Raw genomic sequence first — 25,959 nt, 5'->3', positions numbered from 1 at the left:
TGAATCGTTGCCGTGCCGCCCTACGCCGGACCTCCCGTTGCTTCCCGATCCGGTGATGCCGCCAGCCCGCTGCGTCTGCTGGCTTATCTCGCACTGGCCATCACCCTGATCGTGCTTGACGACCAGGCCGGCTGGCTTGCGCAGCTGCGCGGGCAGGCCAACAGCCTGGTGCAGCCGGTATGGGCACTGGCGGGACTGCCGGGCAAGCTCGGCAACCAGGTCAAGGACTCGGCGGCCAGCCACGGCCAGCTGGTCAACGAGAACCGTGAACTGCGCAACCAGCTGCTGCTGGCCAACGCCCGCCTGACCCGCCTGCAGACCGCCGCGTTGGACAACGCCCAGCTGCGCGAACTGCTGAACGTGGCCGAGCGCAGTGGCCTGGACGTGCAGCTGGCGCCGATCCTGGATATCGACCTGGACCCGGTGAAGCAGCGCTTGGTGCTCGACGCCGGCAGCCGCGAAGGCGTGCACGTCGGGCAGGCGGTGATCGATGCCGGTGGCCTGATGGGGCAGGTGATCAGCGTCACCGGCGGTACCTCCACCGTGCTGCTGCTGACCGACCCCGACCACGCGGTGCCGGTCACCGTGGCCCGCAACGGCGTTCGCCTGATCGTCTACGGCCGCGGCGACAAGCTGGAGCTGCGCGACATCCCGCTCAGCGCCGGCGTGGAAGTGGGCGATGAGATCGTCACCTCCGGCCTCGGTGGCCGCTTCCCGGCCGGGTTCCCGGTCGGCACCATCACCGGCCTGCGCCCGGACGACACGCACGCCTTCCTGGTCGGCGAACTGAAGCCGGCGGCGCAGCTGGACCGCGGCCGCGACGTGCTGCTGCTGCGCCCGGGCGCAGCAATTCGCTTGCCTGCGGCCAGCGAATTGCCGCCGACTGCACCTTCGGTGCAACCGGCCCCCGCATCCTCCCTTACCCCCGCGCCTTCAGCGCGCCCCCCTCAACAAGAGGGGGGCTCTCCCCCAGCGGGGTCCATGGTAGTGCCGGCCGCTGGCCGGCAACCGACCGCGCCGGAGGCCCAGCGATGAGCCGCCTGCGCGACAACCCGTGGGTGCTGCCGGCCAGCCTGGTGGTGGCGCTGCTGCTGGGCCTGCTGCCGTTGCCGGCGCTGCTGCAGCCGCTGCGCCCGTATTGGCTGGCGCTGGTGCTGGCCTATTGGGTGATTGAAGCGCCTGAGCGTGTCGGCCTGGGCGTCGCTTTCGCCAGTGGCGTGATCGCCGATCTGCTGTACGGCGGTGTACTCGGCGAACAGGCGCTGCGGCTGGTGATGCTGGCCTTCATCCTGCAGCGCTTCCGCGCCCGCATCCGCTTCTTCCCGATGTCCCAGCAGATGCTGGCCATCGGCGGCCTGCTGTTCAACGACCGCATCGTCAGCGCGCTGGTTCACATCGTGGTGGATGAGCCGACCCTGCCGTGGTCGTACTGGTGGGCACCGCTGCTGGGCATGGGCCTGTGGCCGCTGGTATTCGTGCTGCTGGACGCGGTGCGCTTCGGCAAGCGCGGGCGCTGAGCCATGATTCCGCGCCGCCAGGTCAAGAATCCGCATGCCGAAGCCGAACAGTTCCGCCGCCGCGCGGCGCTGGGCTTCCTGGGTGTGCTGGTCTGCCTGCTGGGCCTGGGCGGCTGGTACTTCAAGCTGCAGGTGCTGGACCACGACGTCTACGCCACGCGCTCGGAAGCCAACCGCATCAAGCCGCGGCCGGTGGTGCCCGGGCGCGGCATGATCTACGACCGCAACGGCCGCCTGCTGGCCGAGAACGTGCCGGCCTTCCGCCTGGACGTGACCCCGGACAAGGTCAAGGACATGGACGCCACCCTGGAAGGGCTGGCGAAGATCATCAGCATCAGCCCGGAAGAACTGGAAGCGTTCAACAAGTCGCGCAAGGCGCGCCGCAAGTTCCTGCCGGTCACGCTGAAGCTGCGCATGAGCGACGAGGAGATGGCGCGCTTCGCCGTCGACCGCTGGCGTTTCCCCGGCGTCGAGCTGGAGCCCTACCTGACCCGGCGCTACCCGTACGGCGATCTGTTCGCGCACATCATCGGCTACGTCGGCCGTGTCGATGACAAGGATCTGGAAATCCTCGGCGAGGGCAATGCCGCGCTGACCCACATCGGCAAATCCGGCCTGGAGCGCTATTACGAGCAGCAGCTGCGCGGCAAGGTCGGCTACGAGCAGGTCGAGACCAACGTGCAGGGGCGTGCGATCCGCACTATCGGTCGCGTCGCCGCGCAGTCCGGTGCCGACCTGCGGCTGTCGATCGACGCCGACCTGCAGCGCGCCATGGTGGCCGCCTTTGGCGACCAGGAAGGCTCGGCAGTGGCGATGGACCCGCGTAGCGGCGAGGTGTTGGCGATGGTCAGCCTGCCGTCCTACGACCCCAACCTGTTCGTCAACGGCATTTCCCATGCCGACTTCAAGGCGCTGAACGACAACCCGTCGCGGCCGCAGTTCAATCGCCTGGTGCTGGGTGGCGTCGCGCCCGGTTCCACGCTGAAGCCGCTGATCGGCCTGGCTGGCCTCGATTCGGGCGTGCGCCGCCCGGAAGACAAGGTGCTGTCCACCGGCATGTTCTACCTGCCCGGCACCTCGCGTGGCTGGGGTGACTCGCACCGCGGCGGCCACGGCTGGACCGACCTGCGCAAGTCGATCGCGCAATCGGTCAACACGTATTACTACAAGCTGGCGCTGGATCTGGGCATCGAGCGCTTCGACCATTACATGGAGTACTACGGCTTCGGCCAGCCGACCGGCATCGACCTGACCGGCGAGATCGGCGGCATCCTGCCGTCGCCGGCCTACAAGCGGAAGAGCCGCAAGGAAGCCTGGTATCCGGGTGATACAGTCAACATCAGCATCGGCCAGGGTGACTGGAAGGTCACTCCGCTGCAGCTGGCGCGGGGCGTCAGTGGGCTGGCCAACGGGCAGCTGCGCACGCCCCATCTGGTGATCCAGCAGCGTGCGGGGTTCGACCATGACTGGATGGCGACCGACCCGGGCGAGAGCAAACCGGTCAGCCCGAACCCGAACAACCTGCAGGCGGTGCGCGAAGGCATGATGGCCACCATGCTGCCTGGCGGCAGCGCTGCGCGAATGGCGGCCGGCGCGCCGTACACGATGGCAGGCAAGACCGGTACCGCGCAGGTCGTCAGCCGCAAGGGCACCGCTGCAGTGAACCCGAAGAGCCTGCCGATGCACCTGCGCCACCGCGCGCTGTTCGTCGGTTTCGCGCCGGTTGACCAGCCGGTGATCGCGCTGGCGATCGCGGTGGAAGGTGGTGGTTACGGCGGTGCGGCGGCCGCACCAATCGCCCGCAAGGTGTTTGATGCCTATCTGCTGGGCAAGATGCCCGAAGGCATGCAGCCGCTGGACAGCGAGCGCGGCACCACCGCCATCGGTGCAACCGCATTCGACAACGAAGATGTGGGCGCGCGCCAGGCCGGTGACCTTGCTGCGGCACAACTGGGGGAACACCCCGTGCTGATTGGCGTGCCTGCGCCGGAACCGGCACCCGCACCCGCACCGCAGCCGGGGACGCCGGCCGCCGCGGCGCTGCCGGCCACGCCACGCCCGACCACCGCGGAGCCCGCACGATGAGAGTGTTCCTGCGTTGGGCCGGCGACATGCTGCGCCGCTTCTTCAGCACGCTGGACTGGGTACTGTGCCTGGCCCTGGGCGCGCTGATGGTGATCGGCCTGGCCACCTTGAAGAGTGCCGGTGGCGACGGCCTGGTGATGGCCCAGGGCGCGCGCTTCGCAGTGGGCATGGCTGCGCTGTGGGGCATCTCACGGGTACCGATCCTGCGCATCCGCTCGGCTACGCCGATGATCTACGCGATCTCGATGATCCCGTTGCTGGCGGTGTTCGTGCTGGGCACCGGCAAATACGGCCGGCAGTGGCTCGACCTGAAATTCTTCTACCTGCAGCCGGCCGAGCTGCTCAAGGTCAGCCTGCCGATGATGGTGGCCTGGTACCTGCACAAGATGCCGTTGCCACCGCGCTTCAATACCGTGCTCGTGTCCCTGGTCATCATCGGCGTACCGACCGGCCTGGTGATGCTGCAGCCGGACTTCGGTACCGGTGTGCTGATCGCCGCCAGCGGCGTGTTCGTGCTGCTGTTGGCAGGCCTGCCGTGGTGGTGGGTCGGGCTGGGCGTGGGTGGCGTGGCTGCGGTCGCGCCGGTGGCCTGGTTCTGGCTGCTGCGGCCGTACCAGAAGGACCGCATCATGATGTTCCTGGACCCGGAGATGGATGCGCTGGGTGCTGGCTGGAACATCATCCAGTCGAAGATCGCGATCGGTTCCGGCGGCTTCGATGGCAAGGGCTGGGGCGAGGGCTCGCAGTCGCACCTGAACTTCATTCCCGAGCAGACCACCGACTTCGCGTTCTCGGTGCTGAGCGAGGAGTTCGGCTGGATCGGCGTGGCCACCGTGCTGGCGCTGTACCTGGTGGTGATCGGGCGCTGCCTGTGGATCGCCAGCCAGTCGCGCGATTCCTATTCGCGCCTGCTGGCCGGCGCCACCGGCCTGGCGTTCTTCGTCTACGTGCTGGTGAACGGCGGGATGATCTCCGGCCTGCTGCCGGTGGTGGGCGTGCCGATGCCGCTGATCAGCTATGGCGGTACCTCGGCGGTCTCGCTGCTGGCCGGCTTCGGGTTGGTGATGGCCGTGCGTAGCCACAATCCAGTGCACGGCGGCTACGGGTAACAACGGCCGCGCCTTTCACCGCGCTTCCATATGCTCGATTGCTTCTCGCTGTTCTGTAGAGTCGAGCCGTGCTCGACTGCTTCTGCTGCATGAAAGGCAGTCGAGCACGGCTCGACTCTACAGACGCAGAAGCACCCTGACAGCTTCACGCAAGCGCGCGTTGTTACCGTGGCCAGCGTGGACTGGAAACGAATGCTTGGCGGCTGCCGTGAGGCGGTGCGCACGATCGACCTGCCGTTGCTGGTCGCGTTGTTGATCCTGATGGGCGCGGGGCTGGCGGTGCTGCACAGCGTGTCCGGTCCGGTGGCCGGGCAGGCGGCGCGCTTCGCCGGTGGCCTGCTGGCGATGTGGCTGCTGTCGCGTGTTTCGCTGCTGCGCCTGCGCGCGTGGACACCGGCGCTGTACGCGCTGTCGATGCTGCCGCTGATGGCGGTGTATGTGATCGGCACCGGCAAGTACGGGCAGCGCTGGCTCAACCTCGGCGTCTTCTACCTGCAGCCCTCCGAGCTGCTCAAGCTCAGCCTGCCGTTGATGATGGCCTGGTACCTGCACCGGCAACCGCTGCCACCGTCACCACGCACGGTACTGACGGCCGCAGTGCTGATCGGCGTTCCCGCCGTGCTGATCCTGATGCAGCCCAACCTCGGTACCGCCACGCTGGTCACCGCCAGCGGTGTGTTCGCGTTGTTGCTGGCGGGCCTGCACTGGGGCTGGGTGGCCACCGGCGCGGTGGGGCTGGCGGTGGCCGCGCCACTGGCCTGGCTCGGCGTGTTGCGGCAGTACCAGAAGGATCGCGTACTGACCTTCCTCGACCCGGCAGCAGACCCGCTCGGCACCGGCTGGAACATCCTGCAGTCGCGCATCGCGATCGGTTCCGGTGGCTGGCAGGGACGTGGCTGGGGGCAGGGCACCCAGGCCACACTGGATTTCCTGCCCGAGTACACCACCGACTTCGCGTTTTCGGTGCTGGCCGAGGAGTTCGGCTGGATCGGTGTGGCGACGCTGTTCGCGCTGTACCTGTTCGTGGTCGGGCGTTGCCTGTGGATCGCAGTGCACGCGCGCGACACCCATGCGCGGTTGCTGGCCGGCAGCCTGGGGCTGGCGTTCTTCGTCTACGTATTGGTGAACGGTGGAATGATTTCCGGCCTGCTGCCGGTGGTGGGCATTCCGATGCCGTTGATCAGTTATGGCGGGACATCAGCGGTCTCGTTGCTGGCCGGTATCGGGTTGGTGATGGCGGTGCGTGGGCACCGGCCCGTGCACGGGGGATAGGGTTTCCAGCCAACGGCGCAGCCCCTCGTGGGTGGTCGCGCAAAGCAGTTCATGGGTGGGGCCGGGTAGATGGGCTGCGCAGGGGACGCTGCAAGTACGTCCATGTAAGCTCGGTCGCCGCATCCATGCGGCTCACGCCCCTGCGCAGCCCATCTACCCGGCCACGGACAGGTTCCGTGCGCGTCCACCCACGGAGAAGAAAAAGAAGATCAAAAGCAAAAGCGGCCTGGCGGGTCGCTTCCTTGCTTTGTGTAGAGCCGAAGGCAGCGGCAGGAGCCGCTGCCAACGTCGCCCACGGCGACGGCCCGAAGGGTGCCGGTCAGGACGACCGGCATAGCCATGCTCGGCTCTCGAGCAAGCGCAGCGCGCGACCCGCTTGTGATCTTCTCTTTCTTCTCCGTGGGTGGCAGACCACCGAAATCTGTCAGAGGGCGGTCGGGTTGGGTATGCGGGGGTGTCAGCCGCATGGGCCCGAGGCATGCCTCGGGCGGGTTGGGCAGGACGCCCAACCCTGGCCTTGCCGCGCGTGCAGGACTGCGCGCAAGAGCAAGCGGCTGCCAAGCCTCCAGGGACGGATTCACGGCGTCCCCCGCGTACCCAACCCGACCGGCCCAGCGGCGGCTTCTGCTTTCCGCAACACACCCCACCCACGAGGGGCTGCGCCGTTGGCTGGAAACTTCCTGACTCTGCGCAACGCCCGTTGTGGAAGCGTTCTCACAACGATGCACGTCAGCACGTCCACTGACCAAAGTCCGGAAAAAGCGTTAGCTGGTTCACACTTTTACAGCGCGTTGATCCTGATCAATGGACTTGTCGTAATCGGCCTGCACAATGGCGGCCCGTTCGGCACGGCGCGCCGTCAATCGTTGCAGCGCGAGGGGGCGTCGGGCGGGAAGCAGTACTGATCCAACGGGTACAGGGAGCGCGGAGCACTGCCACTGGGGAGCGGCAGCCGCGCGGGTACCGACCGGATCCGGTCGCCGGTTGCGTCTGCGGGGATGGGGACGCAACCGGCAACCTCTATCTGAATGGGGAAGTGTGATCACGACGTCTTCACATTTCCCGCTGCTCGCAGGCAAATCGTTGTGATTCATGGTGTTAGGGGTTTTAATTCATCCATGACCTGCTAACCTGCGACGATGATTCGACGCACTCTGGCCTGCATGCTCACCCTCGGCCTGGTCGCCTGCGCGACCCAGCCGAAGTCCCCACCGTCTTCGCCCCAGGCCAGCAGTACGCCGCGCCAGCCCGCCGCCAAGGCCCATGGCCCGGCCGAGGCCGCGCCCGAAGCCGCTGCCGCCACCGCGCCGCCGGTCGATCTCACCCCGGTGCCGTTCGAGGTCGCACGGACCCGCTTCATTGCCGATACCGCCAAGCGCTATGGCCTGAAGCCGGAGCAGATCAGCAGCGTGCTCGACCAGGCGCAGGTGCGCCAGCCGATCATCGCCGCGATGTCGCGCCCGGCCGAGCGGGTCAAGCCGTGGAACGAATACCGGCCGATGTTCATCAGCAAGGCGCGCATCGATGGCGGCCGCGCGTTCCTGGCCCAGCATCGCGCCGAACTGGATCGCGTGCAGCAGCGCACCGGTGTGCCGGCCGAAGTGATCGTGGCGATCATCGGCGTGGAAACCAGCTACGGCAAGAATGCCGGCAGCCATCGCGTGCTCGATGCGCTGTACACGCTGGCGTTCTACTACCCGCGCAGCGGCGACCCGGCCAAGCTGGAGCGCGAAGTGCGCCGCGAGCTGTTCTTCCGCGATGAGCTGGCCAAGTTGTTCGAGCTGGGCCGCGAAGAGAACCTGGACATCACCACGCTCAAGGGCAGCTATGCCGGCGCGATGGGCATGGGCCAGTTCATGCCGTCCAGCTACCTCGATTACGCGGTGGACGGTAATGGCGACGGCCGTCGCGACCTGTTCACCAGCTACGACGACGTGTTCTCGTCCATCGCCAACTACTTCGTGAAGAAGGGGGGCTGGGTGCGTGGTGGCCAGGTTGCGGTACCGGCCACGCTGGCCCCGGGCCGCGAGGAGTTCAACCCGACCGAATGGATGCCCACCTGGTCGCTGGCTGACCTCGCACAGCGCGGCTACCAGCCGAGCACGCCGGTGCAGCCGGGCGCCACCGCCACCCCGATCACCCTGGAAGGCAGCACCGGCAAGCAGTACTGGCTGGGCTTCCAGAACTACTACGCGATCACCCGCTACAACCTCTCGAAGATGTACGCGATGGCCGTGTTCCAGCTGTCCCAGGCCATCGCCGGACAGGAGCTGCCCCCGGCATGAACATCAGATGGCTGGTCCCGAGCTTGATCGTCTTCGCGCTGGCGGCCTGCAGCAGCGCGCCGAAGAAGCCGGCCACGGCCGGCCATGGTGGCAAGTCCAGCGGCACGCTGGTGCAGGGCCGTGGTTCGCGACCGGCGCACTGCCCGGAAGGTTCGCCGTATGCAGCGGCCAAGGAAGACCTCAGCACCCGCGGCAATTACACCGCTGGTGGCCTGTACAAGCCGGGCGTGCGTGACAGCACGCCCGACTACATTCCCAACGTGGCCTGCATCCCCGAGCCGGAAGTGACCGCCGAGGAACGTTCGGCCATCGGCAACAAGTCGCCGTACGTGGTGCTGGGCAAGTCGTACAAGGTGCTCGACGACACCCATGACTACGTCGAGCGCGGAACCGCGTCGTACTACGGTGCCAAGTTCCATGGCCGCCTGACCTCCAACCGTGAGGTCTACGACATGTACCAGTTCACCGCTGCGCACAAGACGCTGCCGCTGCCCAGCTTCGCCCGCGTGACCAACCTCGACAACGGTGAGTCGGTGATCGTGCGCGTCAACGATCGCGGTCCGTTCCATGATGGCCGCGTGGTCGATCTCAGTTATGCCGCTGCCGTGCGCCTGGGCATCACCCAGCGCGGCACCGGCAACGTGGAAGTGCGCGCGCTGCAGCCGGGTGAGGGCAACCTGCTGGCGCAGAAGCCGTCGCGCCGCGAGCGTCGTGCTGCGGAAGCGGCCGCCGCCAGCGCTGTAGCCAGTGCGCGCCCGGCACCGACCGCGCGTGCCGCCGCCGATAGCGACATCGATCGCCTGGTCAAGGGGCTGCCGGCCGATGGCATGCCGGCGCGTGGCCAGCCGGCCACCACCCAGGGCGTGGCCAGCACCGTGCCGGATGTGGCGGTCAGCAGCCTGCCGCCGAGTGCTCCGCCGGTGCGCAGCACCACATACGCGCCAGCTCCGGCGGTCGTTGCCAGCACCACGCCGCGCGCCGCTGCGCAGGCACCGGTCCGCACCGCCGCCGCTACCCCCAGCCTGTCGCAGCAGGTGGTGGGCGCAGTCATGGTGCAGGTTGCCAGCTTCTCCAACCGTGACAACGCCAACCGCGCGATGGGCCAGCTCAACGCCGCGGGCATCGTCGGTGCCACCATCAGTGACATCGCCGCCGGTGGCCGTACGCTGTTCCGCCTGCGCGTTCCCGCCAGCGACCATGCCAGTGCCGCGGAACTTGTCGGCCGCATCGCCGGTCTGGGGCTGGGTTCGCCGCAGATCGTCAAGGATTGATCCACCCGGGCCGGTGCTGCCGGCCCATGCTGCCCCGGCCTTACAATGGCCGCTACGTTCCACCCTCCATTCCCGGCCGTCCCCTGGAGCCTGCTGTCCAATGAATTTCCGTTCCGCCGCCACCGCCCTGGCCGCCACCCTGGTGGTGGGCCTGGCTTCCGCCCAGACGCCGCTGCCGACTCCGGCCACGCCGGCGCCTGCCGCCGCCGCTGCCGCCCCGGCCACCGTCGCCACTCCGCCGGCGCCGGCGCCGAGCGTGTCCAAGGCCTGGGTGCTGATGGATTACGCCACCGGCCAGGTGCTGGCTGGTGAAAACATCAACGAACAGCTGGCTCCGGCCAGCATCACCAAGGTGATGACGTCCTACGTGATCGCCGCCGAGGTCAAGAACGGCAAGGTCCGTGCGGATGACCAGGTGATGATGAGCGAACGCGCCTGGCGCGAAGGTGGCGCGGGTACCGATGGCAGCTACAGCGGCTTCCCGGTCAACCAGACCGCGCGCCTGGAAGACATGGAAAAGGGCATGGCGATCCAGTCCGGCAACGACGCCGCGATCGCCCTGGCCGAGCACGTGGCAGGCAGCGAAGAAGCTTTTGCGTCGCTGATGAACAGCTATGCCGCCAAGATCGGCATGAAGAATTCGCACTTCGTCAACGCCCATGGCCTGACTGCGCAGGGCCACCACAGCACCGCCTACGACCTGGCGCTGCTGGGCCGTGCGATGGTGCGCGATTACCCGGAAACCTACGCGTACAACAAGATCAAGGAATTCCAGGTCGGCAACATCAAGCAGCCGAACCGCAACCTGCTGTTGTGGCGCGATGGCAGCGTGGACGGCATCAAGACCGGCCACACCTCGGAAGCCGGTTACTGCCTGATGAGCTCGGCCCAGCGCGGCGACCAGCGCCTGATCGCCGTGGTGCTGGGCGGCCAGTCGGAAAAGCAGCGTGCCGATGACAGTCTGGCCCTGCTGAACTGGGGTTTCCGCTTCTTCGAGACCCACCGCCTGTACGAGCCGGGCAAGGCCGTGGCCGAGCACAAGGTCTGGAAGGGCACCACCGACAAGGTGCAGCTGGGCGTGGCCCAGCCGATGCTGGTGAGCGTGCCGCGTGGCCGTTACAACGACCTGAAGCCGAGCATCGACGTGCCCAAGACCCTGGAAGCACCGTTCACCGCCGGCCAGCAGATCGGCACCGTGAAGGTGATGCTGGATGGCAAGCTGGTGGCCGAAGCGCCGCTGGTGGCGGTGGCTGCCGTCGAACAGGCCGGCTTCTTCAAGCGCCTGTGGGACAGCTTCTGGATGTGGTGGGAATCGGAATGATCCACGCCCCGGCGTGGTGAAGGAAAAGGCCGGCAAATGCCGGCCTTTTCTGTTTCGGGATGCCGCTTGCGCATGAATCCTGCCGGATGTGGGTAGTGCTGGCCGCTGGCCGGCTCCCCATGAATCCATCCGGATATGCCGGCCCCGGTGTGCCGACCAACGGTCGGCACCTACCTACAGCGACCGGCTGATGGTGAAGCTGCCGAACACCGGCGCTTCGCGCTGGCCGTTGAACTCGCGCGTGCTGTGGTAACGCGCCGCAGCGAACTTCCAGCGTCCGTACATCACCGCCACGCCATAGCCGCCGTAGGCCACCACATGGCGCTTGTCCACACTGTGGCTGTTGCGGAACGTGTTGCCATCCAGCGTGATGTCACGGATCACCCAGGCGGCGTCCGAGGTCGCGAACAGGTGCCAGGACCAGCCATTGGGACGGCCGCCGCGGGTCGGCGCAGTGTTCTCACCGGCCGGGCGCAACGGCGTGCTGCCGAAGTCGTCCGGCAGCTTCCAGCCGAAGCGTACTTCACCGCCAAGGTTGGCCTTGGTTTCCAGGTTGCCGATCGATCCGCCGTAGTGGCTGATCGCGTCCCAACCCCAGCCGTCGGCATTGACGCTGGCATCGCCCGGCCAGCGGCGCATGCGCTCATGGGTCAGCATGAACAGCGGCTCGTTGTGCAGCTGGTTGTCCCAGCCCTTGAATTTCTCGTCGCCCAGCACTTCGTGCACGGCATTCTGCACCTGCTTGCCCTGTGCCCACGGGCCAACCACGCCCAGCGTCAGCTGGGTGGTCTGCAGGCGGTCGCCGCTGCGCGCATTGAAACCGAAGTTTGCGATCAGTACGCCGGCGTAAGGGCGGTCGTCCTCAATCAGGTCCCTGCGGCTGAAATCGGTCGGGGTGAAGATGCCCTGGCCGATGCTGAAGATCATGTTCTGCTGTTCGAACTTGCCCGGATGCAGCCCTTCCAGGTACTGGTTCACCCAGCGGGCCATGCGTGGCAGGCAGGGGTCGTCGGTGTAATCGACCAGATTGGGCGAGACCAGGGTCAACAGTGCACCATTGGTATAGCCCTGGTCCTGGTGGCGGCCGCCGAACAGGTCGTTGTCAACGCGGAAATTGACCTGCGGAGGGTGGTCGCGCATCGCGTCCGGGCCACATTGTTCGGCCGCCTGGGCGGCGAGGGGGAGGGCAGCAGCCAGCAGGCCGGACAGCCCGAGGGCTGCAAGGCGACGTTGGGAAGGGGGGCTCATGTGGAGGTTTTTTCTGTCTGTCGTTATATGCCGCGACACGGTACTCGTGCGGGCGTGATGGAACGAGCGCGTTCGAATCACTTGTCTGTTCCGAAAACGACATTGTCTCGTGAAGACAATCCTGCACTGTCCTGCGGCGCCCCAAGGGGCAACGGCCAATGCTGAACGGCTGTTCAGCTGCAACGCAGCGACTCACCGGTGCACTGTTTGACGTTGATGAATACTCTTGGGTTTGTTGGCCTGCGGCCCGATAATGGGGGCATGGAAATCAAGTCCGACAACCCCGACCACGGCTTCCAGTTCCCCGGCCAGTTCGAGCTCAGTGCCATGGGCCCGGCCAACCGCGGCCTGGAACATGAGCTTCCCCGCCTGCTGCTGGCTGCCGGCATCGATGTGGTGAATGAACGCATCAGCTGGAAGCATTCCTCCAACGGCAAGTACGTGTCCGTGCGCATCGTGTTCAAGGCCGAGAGCCGCGAACAGTACGACCTGGCGCACCAGGCACTGCGCGACCACCCGGAAGTGAAGTGGACGCTGTAGCCGACAGCTGCCCGGCCGAAGCCGCCCCGGAAGACCGTGCGCCGCGCCCGGCGCTGGTCCGCGACCTCGGCCGCCAGGCCTATGAACCGGTGTGGCGCGCCATGCAGCGCTTCACCGACCAGCGCAGCGAGGCCGACGCCGATGAGCTGTGGGTGGTCGAGCACGACCCGGTATTCACCCTGGGCCAGGCCGGCAAGGACGAGCATGTGCTGGCGCCGGGCGAGATCCCGGTGCTGCACGTGGACCGCGGCGGCCAGGTGACCTATCACGGCCCCGGCCAGCTGGTGGTCTATCCGCTGCTGCGCCTGCCACGGCTGGGCATCGGTGTGCGCGACTACGTGTGCCGCATCGAGCAGGCCATCATCGACACGCTGGCCGAGTGGAACATCGGCGCCGAACGCCGCGAGGGTGCCCCGGGCGTCTACGTCGGTGGCGCCAAGATCGCCGCACTCGGCATCCGCGTGCGCCGCGGCTGCACCTTCCACGGACTGGCCTTCAACGTGTCCATGGACCTGGAACCTTTCCACCGTATCAACCCCTGTGGCTATCAGGGGTTGCAGGTGACCTCGGTGGTAGACTTGGGCGGGCCCTCCGGGATGGAGGCCGTCAAGCCGGTGCTGCTGGACCACCTGGCCCGCCAGTTCGGCCTGCTGCTGCAGCCCACGCCCGAACTGCCTGATCTTTCTGCGGCCGCCTGACCGCCCCCGGAACTGCCATGACTGAAACCACCGCCCGTTCCATTCCCCTGCAGATCGTGCAGGGCGACTCTCCGTCCGCCGCGCCGTTGCAGGCCGGGGTCAAGCAGCTGGGCGGTGACAAGATCAACCGCTCGCCGGTGCAGTTCGCCGACGCGCCGGTGCTGCGCAAGCCGTCCTGGATCCGCGTGCGCATTCCTTCGGGCAATGCCGTGCAGAACCTGAAGGCCAAGCTGCGCGAGAACCGCCTGGTGACGGTGTGCGAGGAAGCCAGCTGCCCGAACATCCACGAGTGCTTCGGCCACGGCACGGCAACGTTCATGATCCTCGGCGAGGTCTGCACCCGCCGCTGCTCGTTCTGCGACGTCGCCCACGGCCGCCCGAAGCCGCCGGATGCCAACGAACCGGCCAGCCTCGGCCAGACCGTGGCCGACATGGGGCTGAAGTACGTGGTGGTGACCAGCGTCGACCGCGATGACCTGCGCGACGGCGGTGCCCAGCACTTCGTCGACTGCATCAGTGCCATCCGCGCGAAGTCGCCGGGCACCCGCATCGAAGTGCTGACCCCGGACTTCCGCGGCAAGGGCCGCATGGAGCGCGCGCTGGAGATCCTGGCGCAGAACCCGCCGGACGTGTTCAACCACAACATCGAAACCGTGCCGGACCTGTACCGCAACGTGCGCCCGGGTGCGGACTACCAGTGGTCGCTGAACCTGCTGAAGAACTTCAAGGCGCAGCATCCGGACGTGCCGACCAAGAGCGGCATCATGCTGGGCCTGGGCGAAGAGTTCGAGCAGATCAAGGCCACCATGCGCGACCTGCGCGCGCACGACGTGGACATGATCACCATCGGCCAGTACCTGCAGCCGACTGCGCATCACCACCCGGTGCTGAAGTACTGGACCCCCGAGGACTACAAGGCGCTGGAAGACTACGGCTACGAGCTGGGCTTCAGCCACGTGGCCTCCGGCCCGATGGTGCGCTCGTCGTACCACGCCGACGTGCAGGCCAAGGGCGCCGGCGTCCGGTAAGCGGTTGCGCGATGCGCGCTACCACTTCCCACGCTGCGCTGCGCACACCGTGGGCCCCGGCTTACCACCACCCACACCCCCGCCGCTTCGCGGCCGCCCCCTGACTCAGGGGGCTTGCAACCCCATGCCCTCTGCAACCGGACAGACGGCGCCGCTGGGTGCGCCGCTCTTCAGCCATTCACAATTTGCTACACCGGCCCGGCTAGGCTGGTTTTCCACCTAGCGCGGCCGGGTGACAAACCCGGCAACTTTCGGCACTGTCGTGGTGTCTTAACACCCCGCAGTCTCCCCCTTGGCAAGGCGCCTTCGAGCACGTCAATGAAATTCAAAGCCCCCGCATTCCTGATGGCCCTGGCGCTGGTCGCGCCGCTGGCGCTGGCGGCCAAGGCCGATTCGCCGGCATTGCCCGCTGCGGCAACCGCCGATCAGGTGACCACCTCCAAGCTGGTGTACGGCCTGCTGTCCGACAGCCGCTACGCGTACCGCCCGCGTGCGCTGGACGAGGCCACCTCCAAGGACGTGTTCAAGCGCTACCTGGAGACGCTGGACGGCGGCAAGCAGTACTTCACCCAGGCCGACGTGGCGCGCTTCGCGCCGTTCGAAGCCAACATTTCCTCGGCCATCCGTGGCGGCGAGCTGGAGCCGGCGTTCCAGGTGTTCGCGGTCTACAAGCAGCGCGTCGGCGAACGTGTGGCCTACGCGCGCAAGCTGCTCAAGCAGGAGCCGGACTTCACCACCGACGAGCGCTTCGAATACGACCGCAAGAAGGTGCCGTGGGCGGCCAGCAGTGCAGAGCTGGATGAGCTGTGGCGCAAGTCGGTCAAGAACGACTGGCTGCGCCTGAAGCTGGCCGGCAAGAAGCCGGACGACATCCGCAAGACGCTGGACAAGCGCTACGCGACGCTGGAGAAGTCGGTCAATGAACTGAAGGGCGAAGACGTCTTCCAATTCTTCATGAACTCGTACACCAGCGCCGTTGACCCGCACACGGATTACTTCACCCCGCGCACCGCCGAGAACTTCAACCAGGCGATGTCGCTGTCGCTGGAAGGCATTGGTGCGCAGCTGCAGCGCCAGGACGACGTAGTGGTGATCCGCGAGATCATCGCCGGTGGCCCGGCCGCAGTGGATGGCACGCTGAAGCCGGGTGACCGTATCGTCGGCGTCGGCCAGGGCAAGTCCGGCCTGGTCGAGGACGTGATCGGCTGGCGCATCGACGACGTCGTGGCCAAGATCCGCGGCGCCAAGGATACCCAGGTCAAGCTGGAGTTCATCCCGGCTGCTGAGGGCGCCGACGGCAAGCACCACACTCTGGTGCTGACCCGCCAGAAGGTGCGCCTGGCCGAACAGGCCGCCAAGGGCGAGACCATGACCATTCCGGCCGCCAATGGCGAGCCGGCGCGCAAGGTCGGCGTGATCAAGCTGCCGACCTTCTACCAGGACTTCGAAGGCCGTCGCCGCAACGCGGCCGACTACGCCTCGGCCACCCGCGACGTGGCCAAGCTGCTGGCCGGCTTCAAGAACGACAAGCTGGACGGCGTGGTGCTGGACCTGCGCAACAACGGTGGTGGTTCGCTGGATGAAGCCATTGAACTGACCGGTCTGTTCATCGAGCAGGGCCCGGTGGTGCAGGTGCGCGAGTCCGGTGGCCGCGTCACCGTCAACAGCGACCGCAACCAGGGCGTGGCATGGGATGGCCCGCTGGCAGTGCTGATCAACCGCGGTTCGGCCTCGGCTTCGGAAATCTTTGCCGGTGCCATCCAGGATTACGGCCGTGGCCTGGTGATCGGTGAGACCAGCTTCGGCAAGGGCACCGTGCAGAACATCGTCGACCTGGACCGTTGGCCGAGTGGCGAGACCCAGCGCTTCGGCCAGGTGAAGCTGACCATCGCCCAGTTCTTCCGCATCAGCGGCAGCAGCACCCAGCACAAGGGTGTGGTGCCGGACCTGGCCTTCCCGGCCAGTGTCGATGCCACCGAGTTCGGCGAGAGCACCTACGACAACGCGCTGCCGTGGACCCGCATCGCTGCCGTGCCGCACACCCAGTACGGCAACTTCGCGCCGCTGCTGCCGAAGCTGGAAACCCGCCATGACGCGCGCATCGCCGCCGACAAGGAATTCCAGTGGTGGAACGAGGACGTGCAGCAGTTCCGCACCGAGGCCGCGAAGAAGTACGTCTCGCTCAACGAGGCCACCCGCCGCGCCGAGCGTGAGCGCCAGGACACCCAGCGCAAGGAGCGCCAGGCGATGCGCAAGGAACTGGGCCTGGCCCTGGACCCGCTGGCCGATGACAGCAACGACGACGGCCTGACTGGCAACGAGCGCGACATCGTCAAGGATGCAGCGCGCGAGAAGGCCGCCGAGAAGCGTCCGGACCCGCTGCTGCGCGAGTCGGCCTCGATCCTGGCCGATGCGGTGAACCTGCTGGCCAATGATCGCCCGCTGTCGGCGCAGGTGCTGCCGCAGTCGACCGGCGCTGGTCGCTGGGCCGACTGAGCCGGCGACGGCATGTGATACCCGAGGGGCCGGCATTGCCGGCCCTTTCTGTCTGGGGACCTCGTTCACGGTAGCGCCGGGCCATGCCCGGCGAGCGAAGTGCCACAAACGACTTAATCCCCTCCGTCCCCTTTTCTGTGCATGAACCGGCAGCAACGGGGTGGCTCGGTCACGCCGGTTTCAACCTGCCGCACACGGCCGCAGGGCTACCCTTGGCGGTACCGTCCTCGCAGGAGTACCCATGCGGGCCTCCCGTCTTTCCAGTGCTGCCGTGGCGCTCGCCAGCGCCCTGATCCTGTCGGCCTGTGGTGGCCGCGCCGCCGACAGTACGTTGCTGCGCGAATCCTTTGATTCCGGCGACACCTTCTCGCGTACCGTCGATGGCCGCCCCGGTGACGCCTGCGAGGCCGCGCGGCGCACCCTGCTCAGCCAGGGCTACGCCATCGCCCGCTCCGACGAAGCGCAGGTGGAAGGCAACAAGAACTTCCAGCCACGCGAGGACGACCACGAGCAGCTGGTGCTGCGCATCTCCTGCGCGCAGCGTGGCAGCCAGACGCTGGTGTTCGTCAGCGCGGTGCAGGACCGCTATGCGTTGAAGAAGAGCCCGACGTCGGCCAGCGTGGGCGTGGGTGCATTGGGCTCGGTGTCGCTGCCGTTCGGCAGCAATGACGATTCCCTGGTGAAAGTGGCCAGCAGCACCGTCACCGATGCCGGGTTCTATCAGCGCTTCTTCCAGCGCCTGCAACAGTACCTGCCGGCGGATGCTGGCAAACCCGCACCGCCTGCGCTCGCGCCGCCCGAGCCCGCACCGGCCCGCAGCACGGATCAAGGGTGATCGTGCGCGGCACGTTGATGGGAGTGGCACTCCTGCTGATGCCCGCGCTGGGCATTGCGTCCGCAACGCCGGACTGCACGCAGGGCCTGCTGCAGCGGCTGGGATGGCGCTTTGACGAGGTCACGGCCGGTGCACCACAGGTGCACGGCGGCCCGGTGTGTACACGTGCCTCGCTGGCTGCAGCACAGGCGGCAGGCGATCTGCGCGTGGGGTGGCCGGCCGGAATGTCCGCTGCAGCACGCCAGGCGTTGCTGCAACAGTTGCTGGACGATCCAGCCACGGTCTGCGCCTATGCCTTCGAACTGGGCGCGGCCACGCAACGTGCGGCTTCTGCACTGCAGGACAACCCCACCTTCCGCTTCTCCGGCCCGCAGCTGGGCTGGATCGGCTTCGGCCTGCAGGGCCCACGTGCGCAAGGCTGGCAGCGCACACGCAGTTTCGGTCGTGGCTTCGTGCCGAGCGCGGGTAACAGTCATGCACTGGAGGCGTTCTACAGCGGTGCCGTGCGTGCCGAATGCGGGGTCGGCCGCCAGGTCGCGCAGCTGGCCACGCAACGAGAGCTTTATGGTGATGCCGCGTTCGATACGGAGTTCGCAGCGGATGAACTGTCGATCGGCACTTTCCTCGCCCTGCACGAGACCGACAGCATCCTGCTCGGAGCCCACGCGGGTGATTTCTTCGCCGATGGCAAGGCGGTGCGCACCTCGGCGATGGGACGGCAGGCCTTCGTTGGTGTGCCCGGTTTCATCGAGCACGTGTACGACAAGGGCACGCTGGATGACCTGAGCAACCAGGCCGAGAACTTCGTCGTGGTCGAGGTGGGCGAGGGCGCCGCGCAGGCACTGGCTGAGCATGGCGGCCTGGCCTGGTACGACCAGCGCAATGTCGAACTCTGGAAACTCGCGCAGGGCATCCCGCGCATCGGCCAGCGCTACTTCGAGCGCCTGTTGTTCGAGCGTGATCCCAACCTTCGTGCACGGCTGGAACCGCGCTACCACGACACGCTGGCACGCATGGACCAGCTGCTGGACGATCCGTTCTACCAGCAGTTCGTGATCTATGTGCATCCACGCGGTATACGTCCCATCGGCTACCACATCGCCCGCCTGCTCGATCGCAACCCGCGAACGCCGTTTTCGATCGACCTGGCGGTGCACAATCTGCATACCACGCTCTACCGGCGTTGGCGCGAGGCGCAGCTGCGCCACTGCGCGGCTACCGGCAGGCCAGGCAGCCTGACCCTAGACCCCAACTGAAGGTGAAACAATGGACATTGCAATGATCGGCCTCGGCCGCATGGGCGCCAACATGGCCCAGCGCCTGCATCGCGGCGGCCACCGCGTGGTCGGCTACGACCCGGGCGAGGGTGCCCGCCAGCGCGCTGCCGAGGCGGGCCTGGAAGTGGTTGATTCGCTGGCCGCCGCGGTTGCCGCGCTGCCGGCACCGCGCGTGGTGTGGCTGATGGTGCCGGCCGGCGAAACCGTCGACCAGACCCTGGGCCAGTTGACCCCGCACCTGGCCGAGGGTGACATCGTCATCGATGGCGGCAACTCCAACTACCAGGACTCGATCCGTCGCGCCAAGGCACTGGCCGAAGACGATCTGGGCTACGTCGACTGCGGCACGAGTGGTGGCGTGTGGGGCCTGCAGGAGGGCTACAGCCTGATGGTCGGTGGCGAAGCGTCGGTGGTGGAGCAGATCGCACCGCTGCTGCGCACGCTGGCACCGGCCGAAGATCGTGGCTGGGGTCGTGTCGGCCCGTCCGGCGCTGGCCACTTCACCAAGATGGTCCACAACGGCATCGAGTACGGAATGATGCAGGCCTACGCCGAAGGCTTCGCACTGATGGAGCGCAAGCAGGAAATGGAGCTGGACCTGGCCCAGGTGGCCGAGGTGTGGCGCCACGGCAGCGTGGTGCGCTCGTGGCTGCTGGACCTGAGCACCGAAGCCCTCAAGCGCAATCCATCGTTGGATGGCATTGCACCGTACGTGGAAGACTCCGGCGAAGGCCGCTGGACGGTTGCCGAAGCGATCGCACTGGATGTACCGGCACCGGTGATCACCCTGTCGCTGCTGGAACGCCTGCGCTCGCGCGAATCGAATTCGTTCACCGACCGCCTGCTGTCGGCGATGCGCAACGAGTTCGGCGGCCACGCCATCAAGAAATCGTAAGCACCGCGGTGGGGTCGGACCCCTTCGGCGTTGCCGAAGGGGTCCGACCCCATGAAGCCAGTCGAGCATGGCTCGACCCTACAAAAGCCGTCTCCGATGATTTCCACGTCGATGTGTCGACCAAGGTCGACACCCACCGTCGGACCCCACCCCGCCATCCACGGAATGCCCGCTTTTGACGTTGACGTTGCCGTTGATTCGGCAGGTGCAGGGCGCAGCCCTGCCGATCACCCCAACGCGATTCGCCGCCCTTCGCGCGCGCTGTCCATGCCGGCCTGCAGCAACCGCATCAGCTGCAGTGCCTGCACCGGGCTGACCGTCGGCTCGCCATCGCCGTGCATCGCCGCCGCGAACTGCGAATACAGCCGCCGGTAGTCGCCCGGCAGGTTGTCCACGGTACTGCGCTGCACATTGTCCTCAGTATCGCAGCGCACCAGCTCGCCGTGCCGTGGGTCGATGCCCCAGCCTGGCGCTCCTGGCGCAACACCGCGCCGCAGCTGTGCCTCCTGCACGTCCAGCCCATGCTTGATCCAGCTGCCACGACTGCCATGCACACTGAAGTGCGGCGTGGGGGCCGCCACCAGCGAACCGGCATGCACGATCGCGCGATGCCTCGGGTAGTGCAGTACCGCGTGGAAGTAATCGATGCCGCTGCCACCTTCGCGTTGCACGGCCAGATCGGCATCGATGGCCTCGGGCCAGCCGAACAGCACCAGCATCTGGTCCAGCAGGTGCGGTCCGAGGTCGTACCACAGGCCGCTGCCCGGTCCGTCCTGCTCGCGCCAGCGGTCGCGCACCTGCGGCCGGTAGCGGTCGAAGTGCGCATGGCACTCGGCCACGTCACCGAGCGCGCCTTCGGCCAGCAGCGCCTGCAGGGTGAGGAAGTCGGCATCGAAGCGCCGGTTCTGGAACACGGTCGCGATGCGTCCGGCATCACGTGCCGCAGCCAGCACCGCTTCGGCTTCAGCGACATCCAGCGCGAACGGCTTGTCGACCAGCACATGCTTGCCCGCGGCCAACGCCGCGATCGCCAGCGGTGCGTGTTGTGCGTTCGGAGTGGCGATCACCACCGCGTCCACCGCCGGGTCGTCGAACACCTCCTGCGGCGTGGCGCGCACGTGCACGTCGCTGAACGCGCGCAGCAACGTGTCGCGCTGCGAACTGACGATGCTGTGCAGCACCAGCCCGGGCGTGTGCTGGATCAGCGGCGCATGGAAGACGCGGCCGGCGAGGCCGTAGCCGATCAGGGCCAGTTGCAGGTCGGGGCGCATGAGACGGCTCCGGCAATGGGGAAGGGCAGGGTAAACGACACCTGCGTACAGGCCAAAACTGAACCGTTGCCGTTGGAAACGCCTCGATTCACAGCGGCATGACCGCAACGCCACGCCTGCTCTACGGCGGCTTGTCCAGACTGGCAGCACATTCCGAAGGAGTACGACACGATGAGCAATACCACCCGCACGCTGATTGCTTCCGCCCTGACCCTGGGCTTGGCGCTGTCCTCCTCGGCTGCCTTCGCCAAGGACCCGGCCGCGAAGAGCCCGCCGACCAGCACCCATCCGGCAACCCATGCTGATCGCCATGACTCCAACGAGCCGGTGACCGATACCTGGATCACCACCAAGGTGAAGGCCGATCTGCTGGCCAGCAGCAACGTTCCGGGCACTGAAATCAAGGTGGAAACCGTGAACGGCGTGGTCAGCCTGAGTGGTGCCGTGGCCACCCAGGCCGAGAAGGACAAGGCGGTCACCACCGCCAAGGGCATCAAGGGCGTGACCCGCGTCGATGCCGCTGCATTGAAGGTCAGCGCTGCTGCCAAGCGCTGACCCCGGAGGGCGCCCCGCATGGGGCGCCCGCTGCCTGGGTAGAGTCGAGCTTGCTCGACTGCCCTTTGGGTTGCAGCCGAGCACGTCTCGGCTCTACCGTGGGTTTCCGCAACCCGTTCAGCCAACCAGGCGGGAAACTCCAGAGTTGTGACCGCCTGCGCTATATTGCCCGTTCCGCCGCAGCCGGGCCGGTATCGGCCTACGCTCCGCGGCTGTGCTGACGAGGAACTATGGCGCTGGTTTTCAGTGATGACATCTGGGACCGTTGGCGGTTGCCGGCCCTGGCGCTGGCCGCCGCCGCGATCATCGTGGTGCCGTGGTTGACCCTGCGCCAACTGCAGCAGGACAGCGAAGATGCGATGGCCTGGGTCAATCATACCCAGGCCGTGGGTGTGGCCCTGCAGCAGCTGCAGGCTGATGTACGCGATGTCGAATCGGCTGCGCTGACCCTGTCCAAGGGTGTGGATGCGCCTGGCCTGCGCGAGCGCATGGCCAAAGCCAATGACCTTCCCGGTCGCCTGGCTGAACTGGGCCGGATGACCCGCGACAATCCTGAGCAGCTGATCCGCATCGGCCGTATCGAGTCGATGCTGGAAGGGCGCATGGCGCTTGCCCGCGAACTGGCAAAGTCCGAACCCAACAGTGATCAGCGCGAGCTGGTGCAGGACCTGAGCACGCGCTATCCGATCCGTGGCCTGGTGGAGGAACTGCAGGCGAGCGAGCAGAAGCTGCTGACACAGCGCGCCGAGCAGGCCGCACGCCAGCGCAAGCAGACCGAGCTGGTGTCGTGGAGTTCGCTGGTGATCCAGCTGGCGCTGCTTGGCCTGGTGCTGTGGCTGCTGCAGCGGCAGATCGGTCGCCGCCTGCATGCCGAACGACAGTCGCTGCGTTCGGCCGCGCGTGCAGCCTCGGTGCTGCAGACCGTGCGTGAGCCGATCGTGCTGCTCGACCGCGACCTGCGTGTGCAGCTGCACAACCCTGCCTTCGCCGAGCTGTACGGGCTGCAGGATGAACGCGCCGATGGCCTGTTGCTGGACACTGTCGGCGACGGTGCATGGAAAGACCCCGTGATGCGCCAGCGACTGTCCGATGTGCTGTTGCGCGGCCGCGAACTGTGGGACTTCGAGCATGAACAGCGCGCCGCCGATGGCATGGTGCGCTACATGCTGCTCAACGCGCGGCGCATGCCGCTGCCGGACACCGACGACGAAGTGGTGTTGCTCACGGTCAGCGACGTCACCGTGCAGCGTGCCGTGCAGCTGCGGGTGGAGGAACTGAACCGCCAGCTGGAAGGCAAGGTTGCGCAGGTGTCCGAGGTCAACAGGGAACTGGAAGCCTTCAGCTACTCGGTGTCGCACGACCTGCGTGCACCACTGCGCCACGTGGCCGGTTTCTCCGACAAGCTGTCGCGCCATCTGGGCGACGCCGCCGATGACAAGAGCCGCCATTACCTGGAGGTGATCTCCAGTTCGGCGCGGCGCATGGCGGCACTGATCGACGACCTGCTGGTCTACTCGCGGCTGGGCCGCGCGGCAATGCGCCAGCAGGCGGTGGACATGCAGTCGCTGGTGGCCGATACCCGCGCCATGCTCGATTCCAACCTGCAGGCCGAGGCCGAGAACAGCGGCCATGCGCACCACGTGGAGTGGAGCATCGCGCCGCTGCCGATCGTGGTGGGCGATGAGAACATGATCCGCCAGGTCTGGCTGAACCTGCTCGGCAACGCGGTGAAGTACTCGGGCAACCGCGAACCAGCGAAGATCCGCGTGGACTACCAGCCACAGCCTGACGGCGGTCATCAGTTCACGGTCAGCGACAATGGTGCAGGCTTTGACATGGCCTACGCCGGCAAGCTGTTTGGTGTCTTCCAGCGCCTGCACAAGGCCAGCGACTACCCGGGTACCGGCATCGGCCTGGCCAGCGTGCGCCGCGTGCTCACCCGTCATGGCGGCCGTATCTGGGCCGAGGCTGAACCGGACGTCGGCGCCACCTTCCACTTCTACCTGCCTCCCGCGATCGATGCGGACAAACAAGGGCCTTCTGCATGACCACTCTGCGCACCATTCTTCTCGCCGAAGACAGCCCGGCTGATGCCGAAATGGCGATCGACGCCCTGGAAGAGGCGCGTCTGGCCAACCCCATCGTGCACGTCGAGGATGGCGTGGAAGTGATGGACTACCTGTTGCGCCGTGGTGCCTTCGCCAACCGCGAGGAAGGCCTGCCGGCGGTGCTGCTGCTGGACATCAAGATGCCGCGCATGGATGGCCTGGAGGTGCTGCGGCAGATCCGCGAGCACGAAGAGCTCAAGCGCCTGCCGGTGGTGATCCTGTCGTCCTCGCGCGAGGAAAGCGACCTGGCCCGCAGCTGGGACATGGGCGTGAACGCCTATGTGGTCAAGCCGGTGGACGTGGACCAGTTCTTCGGCGCGGTGCAGACCCTGGGCAAGTTCTGGGCGTTGATCAACCAGGCACCGGAACTCGAGTGAGCCCATGCCCCTGACCGGTCCCGCCCTGGGGGCGCTGCGCATCCTGCTGGTGGAAGACTCACCGGAAGATGCCGAGCTGATGTCCGAACAGATGCTCGACGCGGGCCTGGAGGCCCGTTTCGAGCGTGTCGAAAGCGAGGCCGAACTGCGCCAGGCACTGGTCGCGTTCCAGCCGGACATCGTGCTGTCCGACCTGAGCATGCCGGGGTTCTCCGGTGATGACGCGCTGCGCATCGTGCGCGAGACCTCACCGGAAGTGCCCTTCATCTTCGTCTCCGGCACCATGGGTGAGGAGAATGCGGTGGCGGCGCTGCAGAAGGGCGCCAACGATTACATCATCAAGCACCTGCCGGCGCGCCTGCCGTCGGCGGTGGCGCGTGCGATCCGCGATGCACGCAGCGCCATAGAGCGCGCGCGGGTGGAAACCGAACTGATGCGCGCGCAGCGCCTGGAAAGCCTGTCGCTGCTTGCCGCCGGCCTCAGCCACGACCTGCGCAACATCCTGCAGCCGCTGCTGATCATGCCGGACCTGCTGAAGGCGCGCACCGAGGATCCGCAGCTGCACCATCTGGCCGATGTCATCGCCGAGTGCGGCCGCCGTGGCCACGAGATGGCCGAGTCGATGCTGTCGTTCGTGCGCGGCTCGCGCAAGCCGAGCGAGCGCATCGAGATCGATGGCCTGTTCGATGCGGTGGCGCTGCTGTTGCGCAGCAACGTGCCCGATGCGGTGCGCCTGGAGTTGCAGGTGCAGGACGAAGGTCTGGTGGTCGACGCCAACTACACCGAACTGCAGCAGGTGATGCTGAACCTGGCGCTCAACGCGATCCAGGCGATGCCCAACGGCGGGCGCCTGAGCCTGACTGCCAGCCATGCCGGCGAGCGCGATGGCGTGGACTGGATGCAGATCTGCGTGGCCGATGAAGGCATCGGCATGGATGCGGACACGCTGTCGCACCTGTTCAATCCGTTCTTCACCACCAAGGCCGATGGCACCGGCCTGGGGCTGATTTCCTGCAAGCGCATCGTTGAAGGCGCCGGTGGCAGCATCCACGTCAACAGCCAGCCGGGGCAGGGCACCTGCTTCGAGCTGCGGCTGCCGATGCATGAGGCCATCGATGGCAGCGAGCCGATCGAGCAGCTGGTGGCGCTGGGCAGTGGCCAGTCGATCCTGGTGGTTGACGGCGAAGCCACGCGCCTGTCGCTGCTCGGTAATGCGCTGTCCAGCCAGGGCTATCAGCTGCAGCTGGCATCCGATGGTCCGGCGGCGCTGCGCTGGATGCAGCAGGAGGCGTTGCCGGCACTGGTGATCGCCGATGCCGGTTCCAAGCTGCTGCCGGCCAGCCAGCTGCTGGGCGAGATGGCCACGCTTGGCTACCGCGGTCCGGCGCTGGTGCTGGAGGACCCGGCGGTGCCAGTCGCGGCGGACGCGTTCCCGGCCGGTGTGGAGGTGCATGTGCTGCACAAGCCGCTGCAGATGCAGCAGGTCTTCCGCGCGGTGGCTGAAGCGCTGGGCTGATGCCGCGGTGGTGCCGGCCGCTGGCCGGCATCGCCGTGCGATGGGATCACTGCGGTTGCCGGCCAGCGGCCGGCACTACCAGTCCCCGGTTTCCCTGGAGATGCGTGGCTGGTATTGGCCGCTGCCGATGCAGCAGGTGTTCCGCGCGGTGGCCGAAGCGCTGGGCTGATGCCCGGTAGTGCCGGCCGCTGGCCGGCATCGCCGTGCGATGGGATCACTGCGGTTGCCGGCCAGCGGCCGGCACTACCAGTCCCC

At 67.0% G+C, this 25,959-nt stretch carries 22 protein-coding genes; 20 read left to right on the top strand and 2 right to left on the bottom strand.

The features are described from left to right. The first annotated feature begins 12 nt into the window (after window positions 1-12). From mreC to ACX9OT_RS01255, 8 genes are all read left to right on the top strand, one after another. Complete coding sequence (gene mreC / locus ACX9OT_RS01290) at window positions 13-1,035, top strand: rod shape-determining protein MreC (protein ID WP_049463231.1); 1,023 nt, start codon at window positions 13-15, stop codon at window positions 1,033-1,035. After that, window positions 1,032-1,517: a rod shape-determining protein MreD gene (mreD, locus tag ACX9OT_RS01285; RefSeq protein WP_049463232.1), complete on the top strand. Its 486-nt coding sequence runs from the start codon at window positions 1,032-1,034 to the stop codon at window positions 1,515-1,517. Before mreC ends, mreD begins: the two co-directional genes overlap by 4 nt. A gap of 3 nt (window positions 1,518-1,520) precedes the next feature. Continuing rightward, window positions 1,521-3,602 carry a penicillin-binding protein 2 gene (gene mrdA / locus ACX9OT_RS01280; RefSeq protein WP_049463233.1) on the top strand — a complete coding sequence of 694 codons (2,082 nt, stop codon included), beginning with the start codon at window positions 1,521-1,523 and terminating at the stop codon, window positions 3,600-3,602. Further along, complete coding sequence (gene rodA / locus ACX9OT_RS01275) at window positions 3,599-4,711, top strand: rod shape-determining protein RodA (RefSeq protein ID WP_032130317.1); 1,113 nt, start codon at window positions 3,599-3,601, stop codon at window positions 4,709-4,711. Before mrdA ends, rodA (ACX9OT_RS01275) begins: the two co-directional genes overlap by 4 nt. A gap of 192 nt (window positions 4,712-4,903) precedes the next feature. Continuing rightward, the gene (rodA, locus tag ACX9OT_RS01270) at window positions 4,904-5,983 is read left to right on the top strand and encodes a rod shape-determining protein RodA (RefSeq protein ID WP_032130316.1); all 1,080 of its coding nucleotides are present in this window, start codon (window positions 4,904-4,906) and stop codon (window positions 5,981-5,983) included. Window positions 5,984-7,122: 1,139 nt separating this feature from the next. Beyond that, entirely contained in the window at window positions 7,123-8,268 is a 1,146-nt protein-coding gene (gene mltB / locus ACX9OT_RS01265) for a lytic murein transglycosylase B (RefSeq protein WP_049463245.1), read from the top strand. Continuing rightward, window positions 8,265-9,539: a septal ring lytic transglycosylase RlpA family protein gene (locus tag ACX9OT_RS01260; RefSeq protein WP_049463246.1), complete on the top strand. Its 1,275-nt coding sequence runs from the start codon at window positions 8,265-8,267 to the stop codon at window positions 9,537-9,539. Before mltB ends, ACX9OT_RS01260 begins: the two co-directional genes overlap by 4 nt. A gap of 100 nt (window positions 9,540-9,639) precedes the next feature. Next, entirely contained in the window at window positions 9,640-10,860 is a 1,221-nt protein-coding gene (locus tag ACX9OT_RS01255; RefSeq protein ID WP_032130313.1) for a D-alanyl-D-alanine carboxypeptidase family protein, read from the top strand. A 174-nt stretch (window positions 10,861-11,034) separates the two neighbouring features. On the opposite strand, the gene ACX9OT_RS01250 is transcribed toward ACX9OT_RS01255, so the two are convergent. Beyond that, on the bottom strand, window positions 11,035-12,108 hold the full coding sequence (locus tag ACX9OT_RS01250) for a lipid A deacylase LpxR family protein (RefSeq protein WP_032130312.1): 1,074 nt from the start codon (window positions 12,106-12,108) through the stop codon (window positions 11,035-11,037). Between the two features lie 261 nt (window positions 12,109-12,369). On the opposite strand from ACX9OT_RS01250, the gene ACX9OT_RS01245 reads away from it, so the two are divergent. From ACX9OT_RS01245 to gnd, 7 genes are all read left to right on the top strand, one after another. Then, window positions 12,370-12,648: a YbeD family protein gene (locus ACX9OT_RS01245; protein WP_005411067.1), complete on the top strand. Its 279-nt coding sequence runs from the start codon at window positions 12,370-12,372 to the stop codon at window positions 12,646-12,648. Continuing rightward, the gene (gene lipB, locus ACX9OT_RS01240; RefSeq protein WP_010480980.1) at window positions 12,636-13,346 is read left to right on the top strand and encodes a lipoyl(octanoyl) transferase LipB; all 711 of its coding nucleotides are present in this window, start codon (window positions 12,636-12,638) and stop codon (window positions 13,344-13,346) included. The genes ACX9OT_RS01245 and lipB overlap by 13 nt, the downstream gene beginning before the upstream one ends. A 17-nt stretch (window positions 13,347-13,363) precedes the next feature. Continuing rightward, entirely contained in the window at window positions 13,364-14,374 is a 1,011-nt protein-coding gene (lipA, locus tag ACX9OT_RS01235; RefSeq protein ID WP_032130310.1) for a lipoyl synthase, read from the top strand. A 318-nt stretch (window positions 14,375-14,692) separates the two neighbouring features. Further along, complete coding sequence (locus ACX9OT_RS01230; RefSeq protein WP_049463247.1) at window positions 14,693-16,870, top strand: carboxy terminal-processing peptidase; 2,178 nt, start codon at window positions 14,693-14,695, stop codon at window positions 16,868-16,870. Window positions 16,871-17,111: 241 nt separating this feature from the next. Beyond that, on the top strand, window positions 17,112-17,705 hold the full coding sequence (locus tag ACX9OT_RS01225; protein ID WP_049463248.1) for a DUF2242 domain-containing protein: 594 nt from the start codon (window positions 17,112-17,114) through the stop codon (window positions 17,703-17,705). Window positions 17,706-17,722: 17 nt separating this feature from the next. Beyond that, window positions 17,723-18,961 (top strand): hypothetical protein, encoded by a 1,239-nt coding sequence (locus ACX9OT_RS01220; protein WP_049463252.1) that lies wholly within the window; start codon window positions 17,723-17,725, stop codon window positions 18,959-18,961. A gap of 10 nt (window positions 18,962-18,971) precedes the next feature. Next, window positions 18,972-19,877 (top strand): phosphogluconate dehydrogenase (NAD(+)-dependent, decarboxylating), encoded by a 906-nt coding sequence (gene gnd, locus ACX9OT_RS01215; protein ID WP_049463249.1) that lies wholly within the window; start codon window positions 18,972-18,974, stop codon window positions 19,875-19,877. 227 nt (window positions 19,878-20,104) lie between these two features. Here gnd and ACX9OT_RS01210 read toward each other — a convergent pair whose 3' ends face one another. Beyond that, window positions 20,105-21,148, bottom strand: a complete 1,044-nt coding sequence (locus ACX9OT_RS01210) for an oxidoreductase (protein WP_049463250.1) — start codon at window positions 21,146-21,148, stop codon at window positions 20,105-20,107. A gap of 171 nt (window positions 21,149-21,319) precedes the next feature. Here ACX9OT_RS01210 and ACX9OT_RS01205 point away from each other — a divergent pair, with 171 nt between their 5' ends. The 5 genes from ACX9OT_RS01205 to ACX9OT_RS01185 all read left to right on the top strand — a co-directional run bounded on the left by ACX9OT_RS01205 (window position 21,320) and on the right by ACX9OT_RS01185 (window position 25,873). Continuing rightward, the gene (locus tag ACX9OT_RS01205) at window positions 21,320-21,703 is read left to right on the top strand and encodes a BON domain-containing protein (protein ID WP_006470382.1); all 384 of its coding nucleotides are present in this window, start codon (window positions 21,320-21,322) and stop codon (window positions 21,701-21,703) included. 230 nt (window positions 21,704-21,933) lie between these two features. Continuing rightward, complete coding sequence (locus ACX9OT_RS01200; RefSeq protein ID WP_032130516.1) at window positions 21,934-23,751, top strand: sensor histidine kinase; 1,818 nt, start codon at window positions 21,934-21,936, stop codon at window positions 23,749-23,751. Then, a complete protein-coding gene (locus tag ACX9OT_RS01195) occupies window positions 23,748-24,188 on the top strand; it encodes a response regulator (RefSeq protein WP_005411057.1) in 441 nt (146 codons plus the stop codon). The genes ACX9OT_RS01200 and ACX9OT_RS01195 overlap by 4 nt, the downstream gene beginning before the upstream one ends. Window positions 24,189-24,192: 4 nt before the next feature. Continuing rightward, window positions 24,193-25,704 carry a hybrid sensor histidine kinase/response regulator gene (locus tag ACX9OT_RS01190; protein ID WP_100437669.1) on the top strand — a complete coding sequence of 504 codons (1,512 nt, stop codon included), beginning with the start codon at window positions 24,193-24,195 and terminating at the stop codon, window positions 25,702-25,704. A 40-nt stretch (window positions 25,705-25,744) separates the two neighbouring features. Further along, window positions 25,745-25,873: a hypothetical protein gene (locus ACX9OT_RS01185; protein ID WP_262975181.1), complete on the top strand. Its 129-nt coding sequence runs from the start codon at window positions 25,745-25,747 to the stop codon at window positions 25,871-25,873. Window positions 25,874-25,959: the final 86 nt, after the last annotated feature.

Source organism: Stenotrophomonas genospecies 3, assembly GCF_054473855.1.
Note: the sequence above shows the minus strand (reverse complement) of the source record. Positions and strands in the feature narration are given on the sequence as shown.

Excerpts from the sequence above, each read along its gene's own strand:
- mreD (WP_049463232.1), top strand. The coding sequence starts at position 1,032 with ATGAGCCGCCTGCGCGACAACCCGTGGGTGCTGCCGGCCAGCCTGGTG.
- mrdA (WP_049463233.1), top strand. The coding sequence starts at position 1,521 with ATGATTCCGCGCCGCCAGGTCAAGAATCCGCATGCCGAAGCCGAACAG.
- rodA (WP_032130317.1), top strand. The coding sequence starts at position 3,599 with ATGAGAGTGTTCCTGCGTTGGGCCGGCGACATGCTGCGCCGCTTCTTC.
- rodA (WP_032130316.1), top strand. The coding sequence starts at position 4,904 with ATGCTTGGCGGCTGCCGTGAGGCGGTGCGCACGATCGACCTGCCGTTG.
- mltB (WP_049463245.1), top strand. The coding sequence starts at position 7,123 with ATGATTCGACGCACTCTGGCCTGCATGCTCACCCTCGGCCTGGTCGCC.
- ACX9OT_RS01260 (WP_049463246.1), top strand. The coding sequence starts at position 8,265 with ATGAACATCAGATGGCTGGTCCCGAGCTTGATCGTCTTCGCGCTGGCG.
- ACX9OT_RS01255 (WP_032130313.1), top strand. The coding sequence starts at position 9,640 with ATGAATTTCCGTTCCGCCGCCACCGCCCTGGCCGCCACCCTGGTGGTG.
- ACX9OT_RS01250 (WP_032130312.1), bottom strand. The coding sequence starts at position 12,108 with ATGAGCCCCCCTTCCCAACGTCGCCTTGCAGCCCTCGGGCTGTCCGGC.
- ACX9OT_RS01245 (WP_005411067.1), top strand. The coding sequence starts at position 12,370 with ATGGAAATCAAGTCCGACAACCCCGACCACGGCTTCCAGTTCCCCGGC.
- lipA (WP_032130310.1), top strand. The coding sequence starts at position 13,364 with ATGACTGAAACCACCGCCCGTTCCATTCCCCTGCAGATCGTGCAGGGC.
- ACX9OT_RS01230 (WP_049463247.1), top strand. The coding sequence starts at position 14,693 with ATGAAATTCAAAGCCCCCGCATTCCTGATGGCCCTGGCGCTGGTCGCG.
- ACX9OT_RS01225 (WP_049463248.1), top strand. The coding sequence starts at position 17,112 with ATGCGGGCCTCCCGTCTTTCCAGTGCTGCCGTGGCGCTCGCCAGCGCC.
- ACX9OT_RS01220 (WP_049463252.1), top strand. The coding sequence starts at position 17,723 with ATGGGAGTGGCACTCCTGCTGATGCCCGCGCTGGGCATTGCGTCCGCA.
- gnd (WP_049463249.1), top strand. The coding sequence starts at position 18,972 with ATGGACATTGCAATGATCGGCCTCGGCCGCATGGGCGCCAACATGGCC.
- ACX9OT_RS01210 (WP_049463250.1), bottom strand. The coding sequence starts at position 21,148 with ATGCGCCCCGACCTGCAACTGGCCCTGATCGGCTACGGCCTCGCCGGC.
- ACX9OT_RS01205 (WP_006470382.1), top strand. The coding sequence starts at position 21,320 with ATGAGCAATACCACCCGCACGCTGATTGCTTCCGCCCTGACCCTGGGC.
- ACX9OT_RS01200 (WP_032130516.1), top strand. The coding sequence starts at position 21,934 with ATGGCGCTGGTTTTCAGTGATGACATCTGGGACCGTTGGCGGTTGCCG.
- ACX9OT_RS01195 (WP_005411057.1), top strand. The coding sequence starts at position 23,748 with ATGACCACTCTGCGCACCATTCTTCTCGCCGAAGACAGCCCGGCTGAT.
- ACX9OT_RS01190 (WP_100437669.1), top strand. The coding sequence starts at position 24,193 with ATGCCCCTGACCGGTCCCGCCCTGGGGGCGCTGCGCATCCTGCTGGTG.
- ACX9OT_RS01185 (WP_262975181.1), top strand. The coding sequence starts at position 25,745 with ATGGGATCACTGCGGTTGCCGGCCAGCGGCCGGCACTACCAGTCCCCG.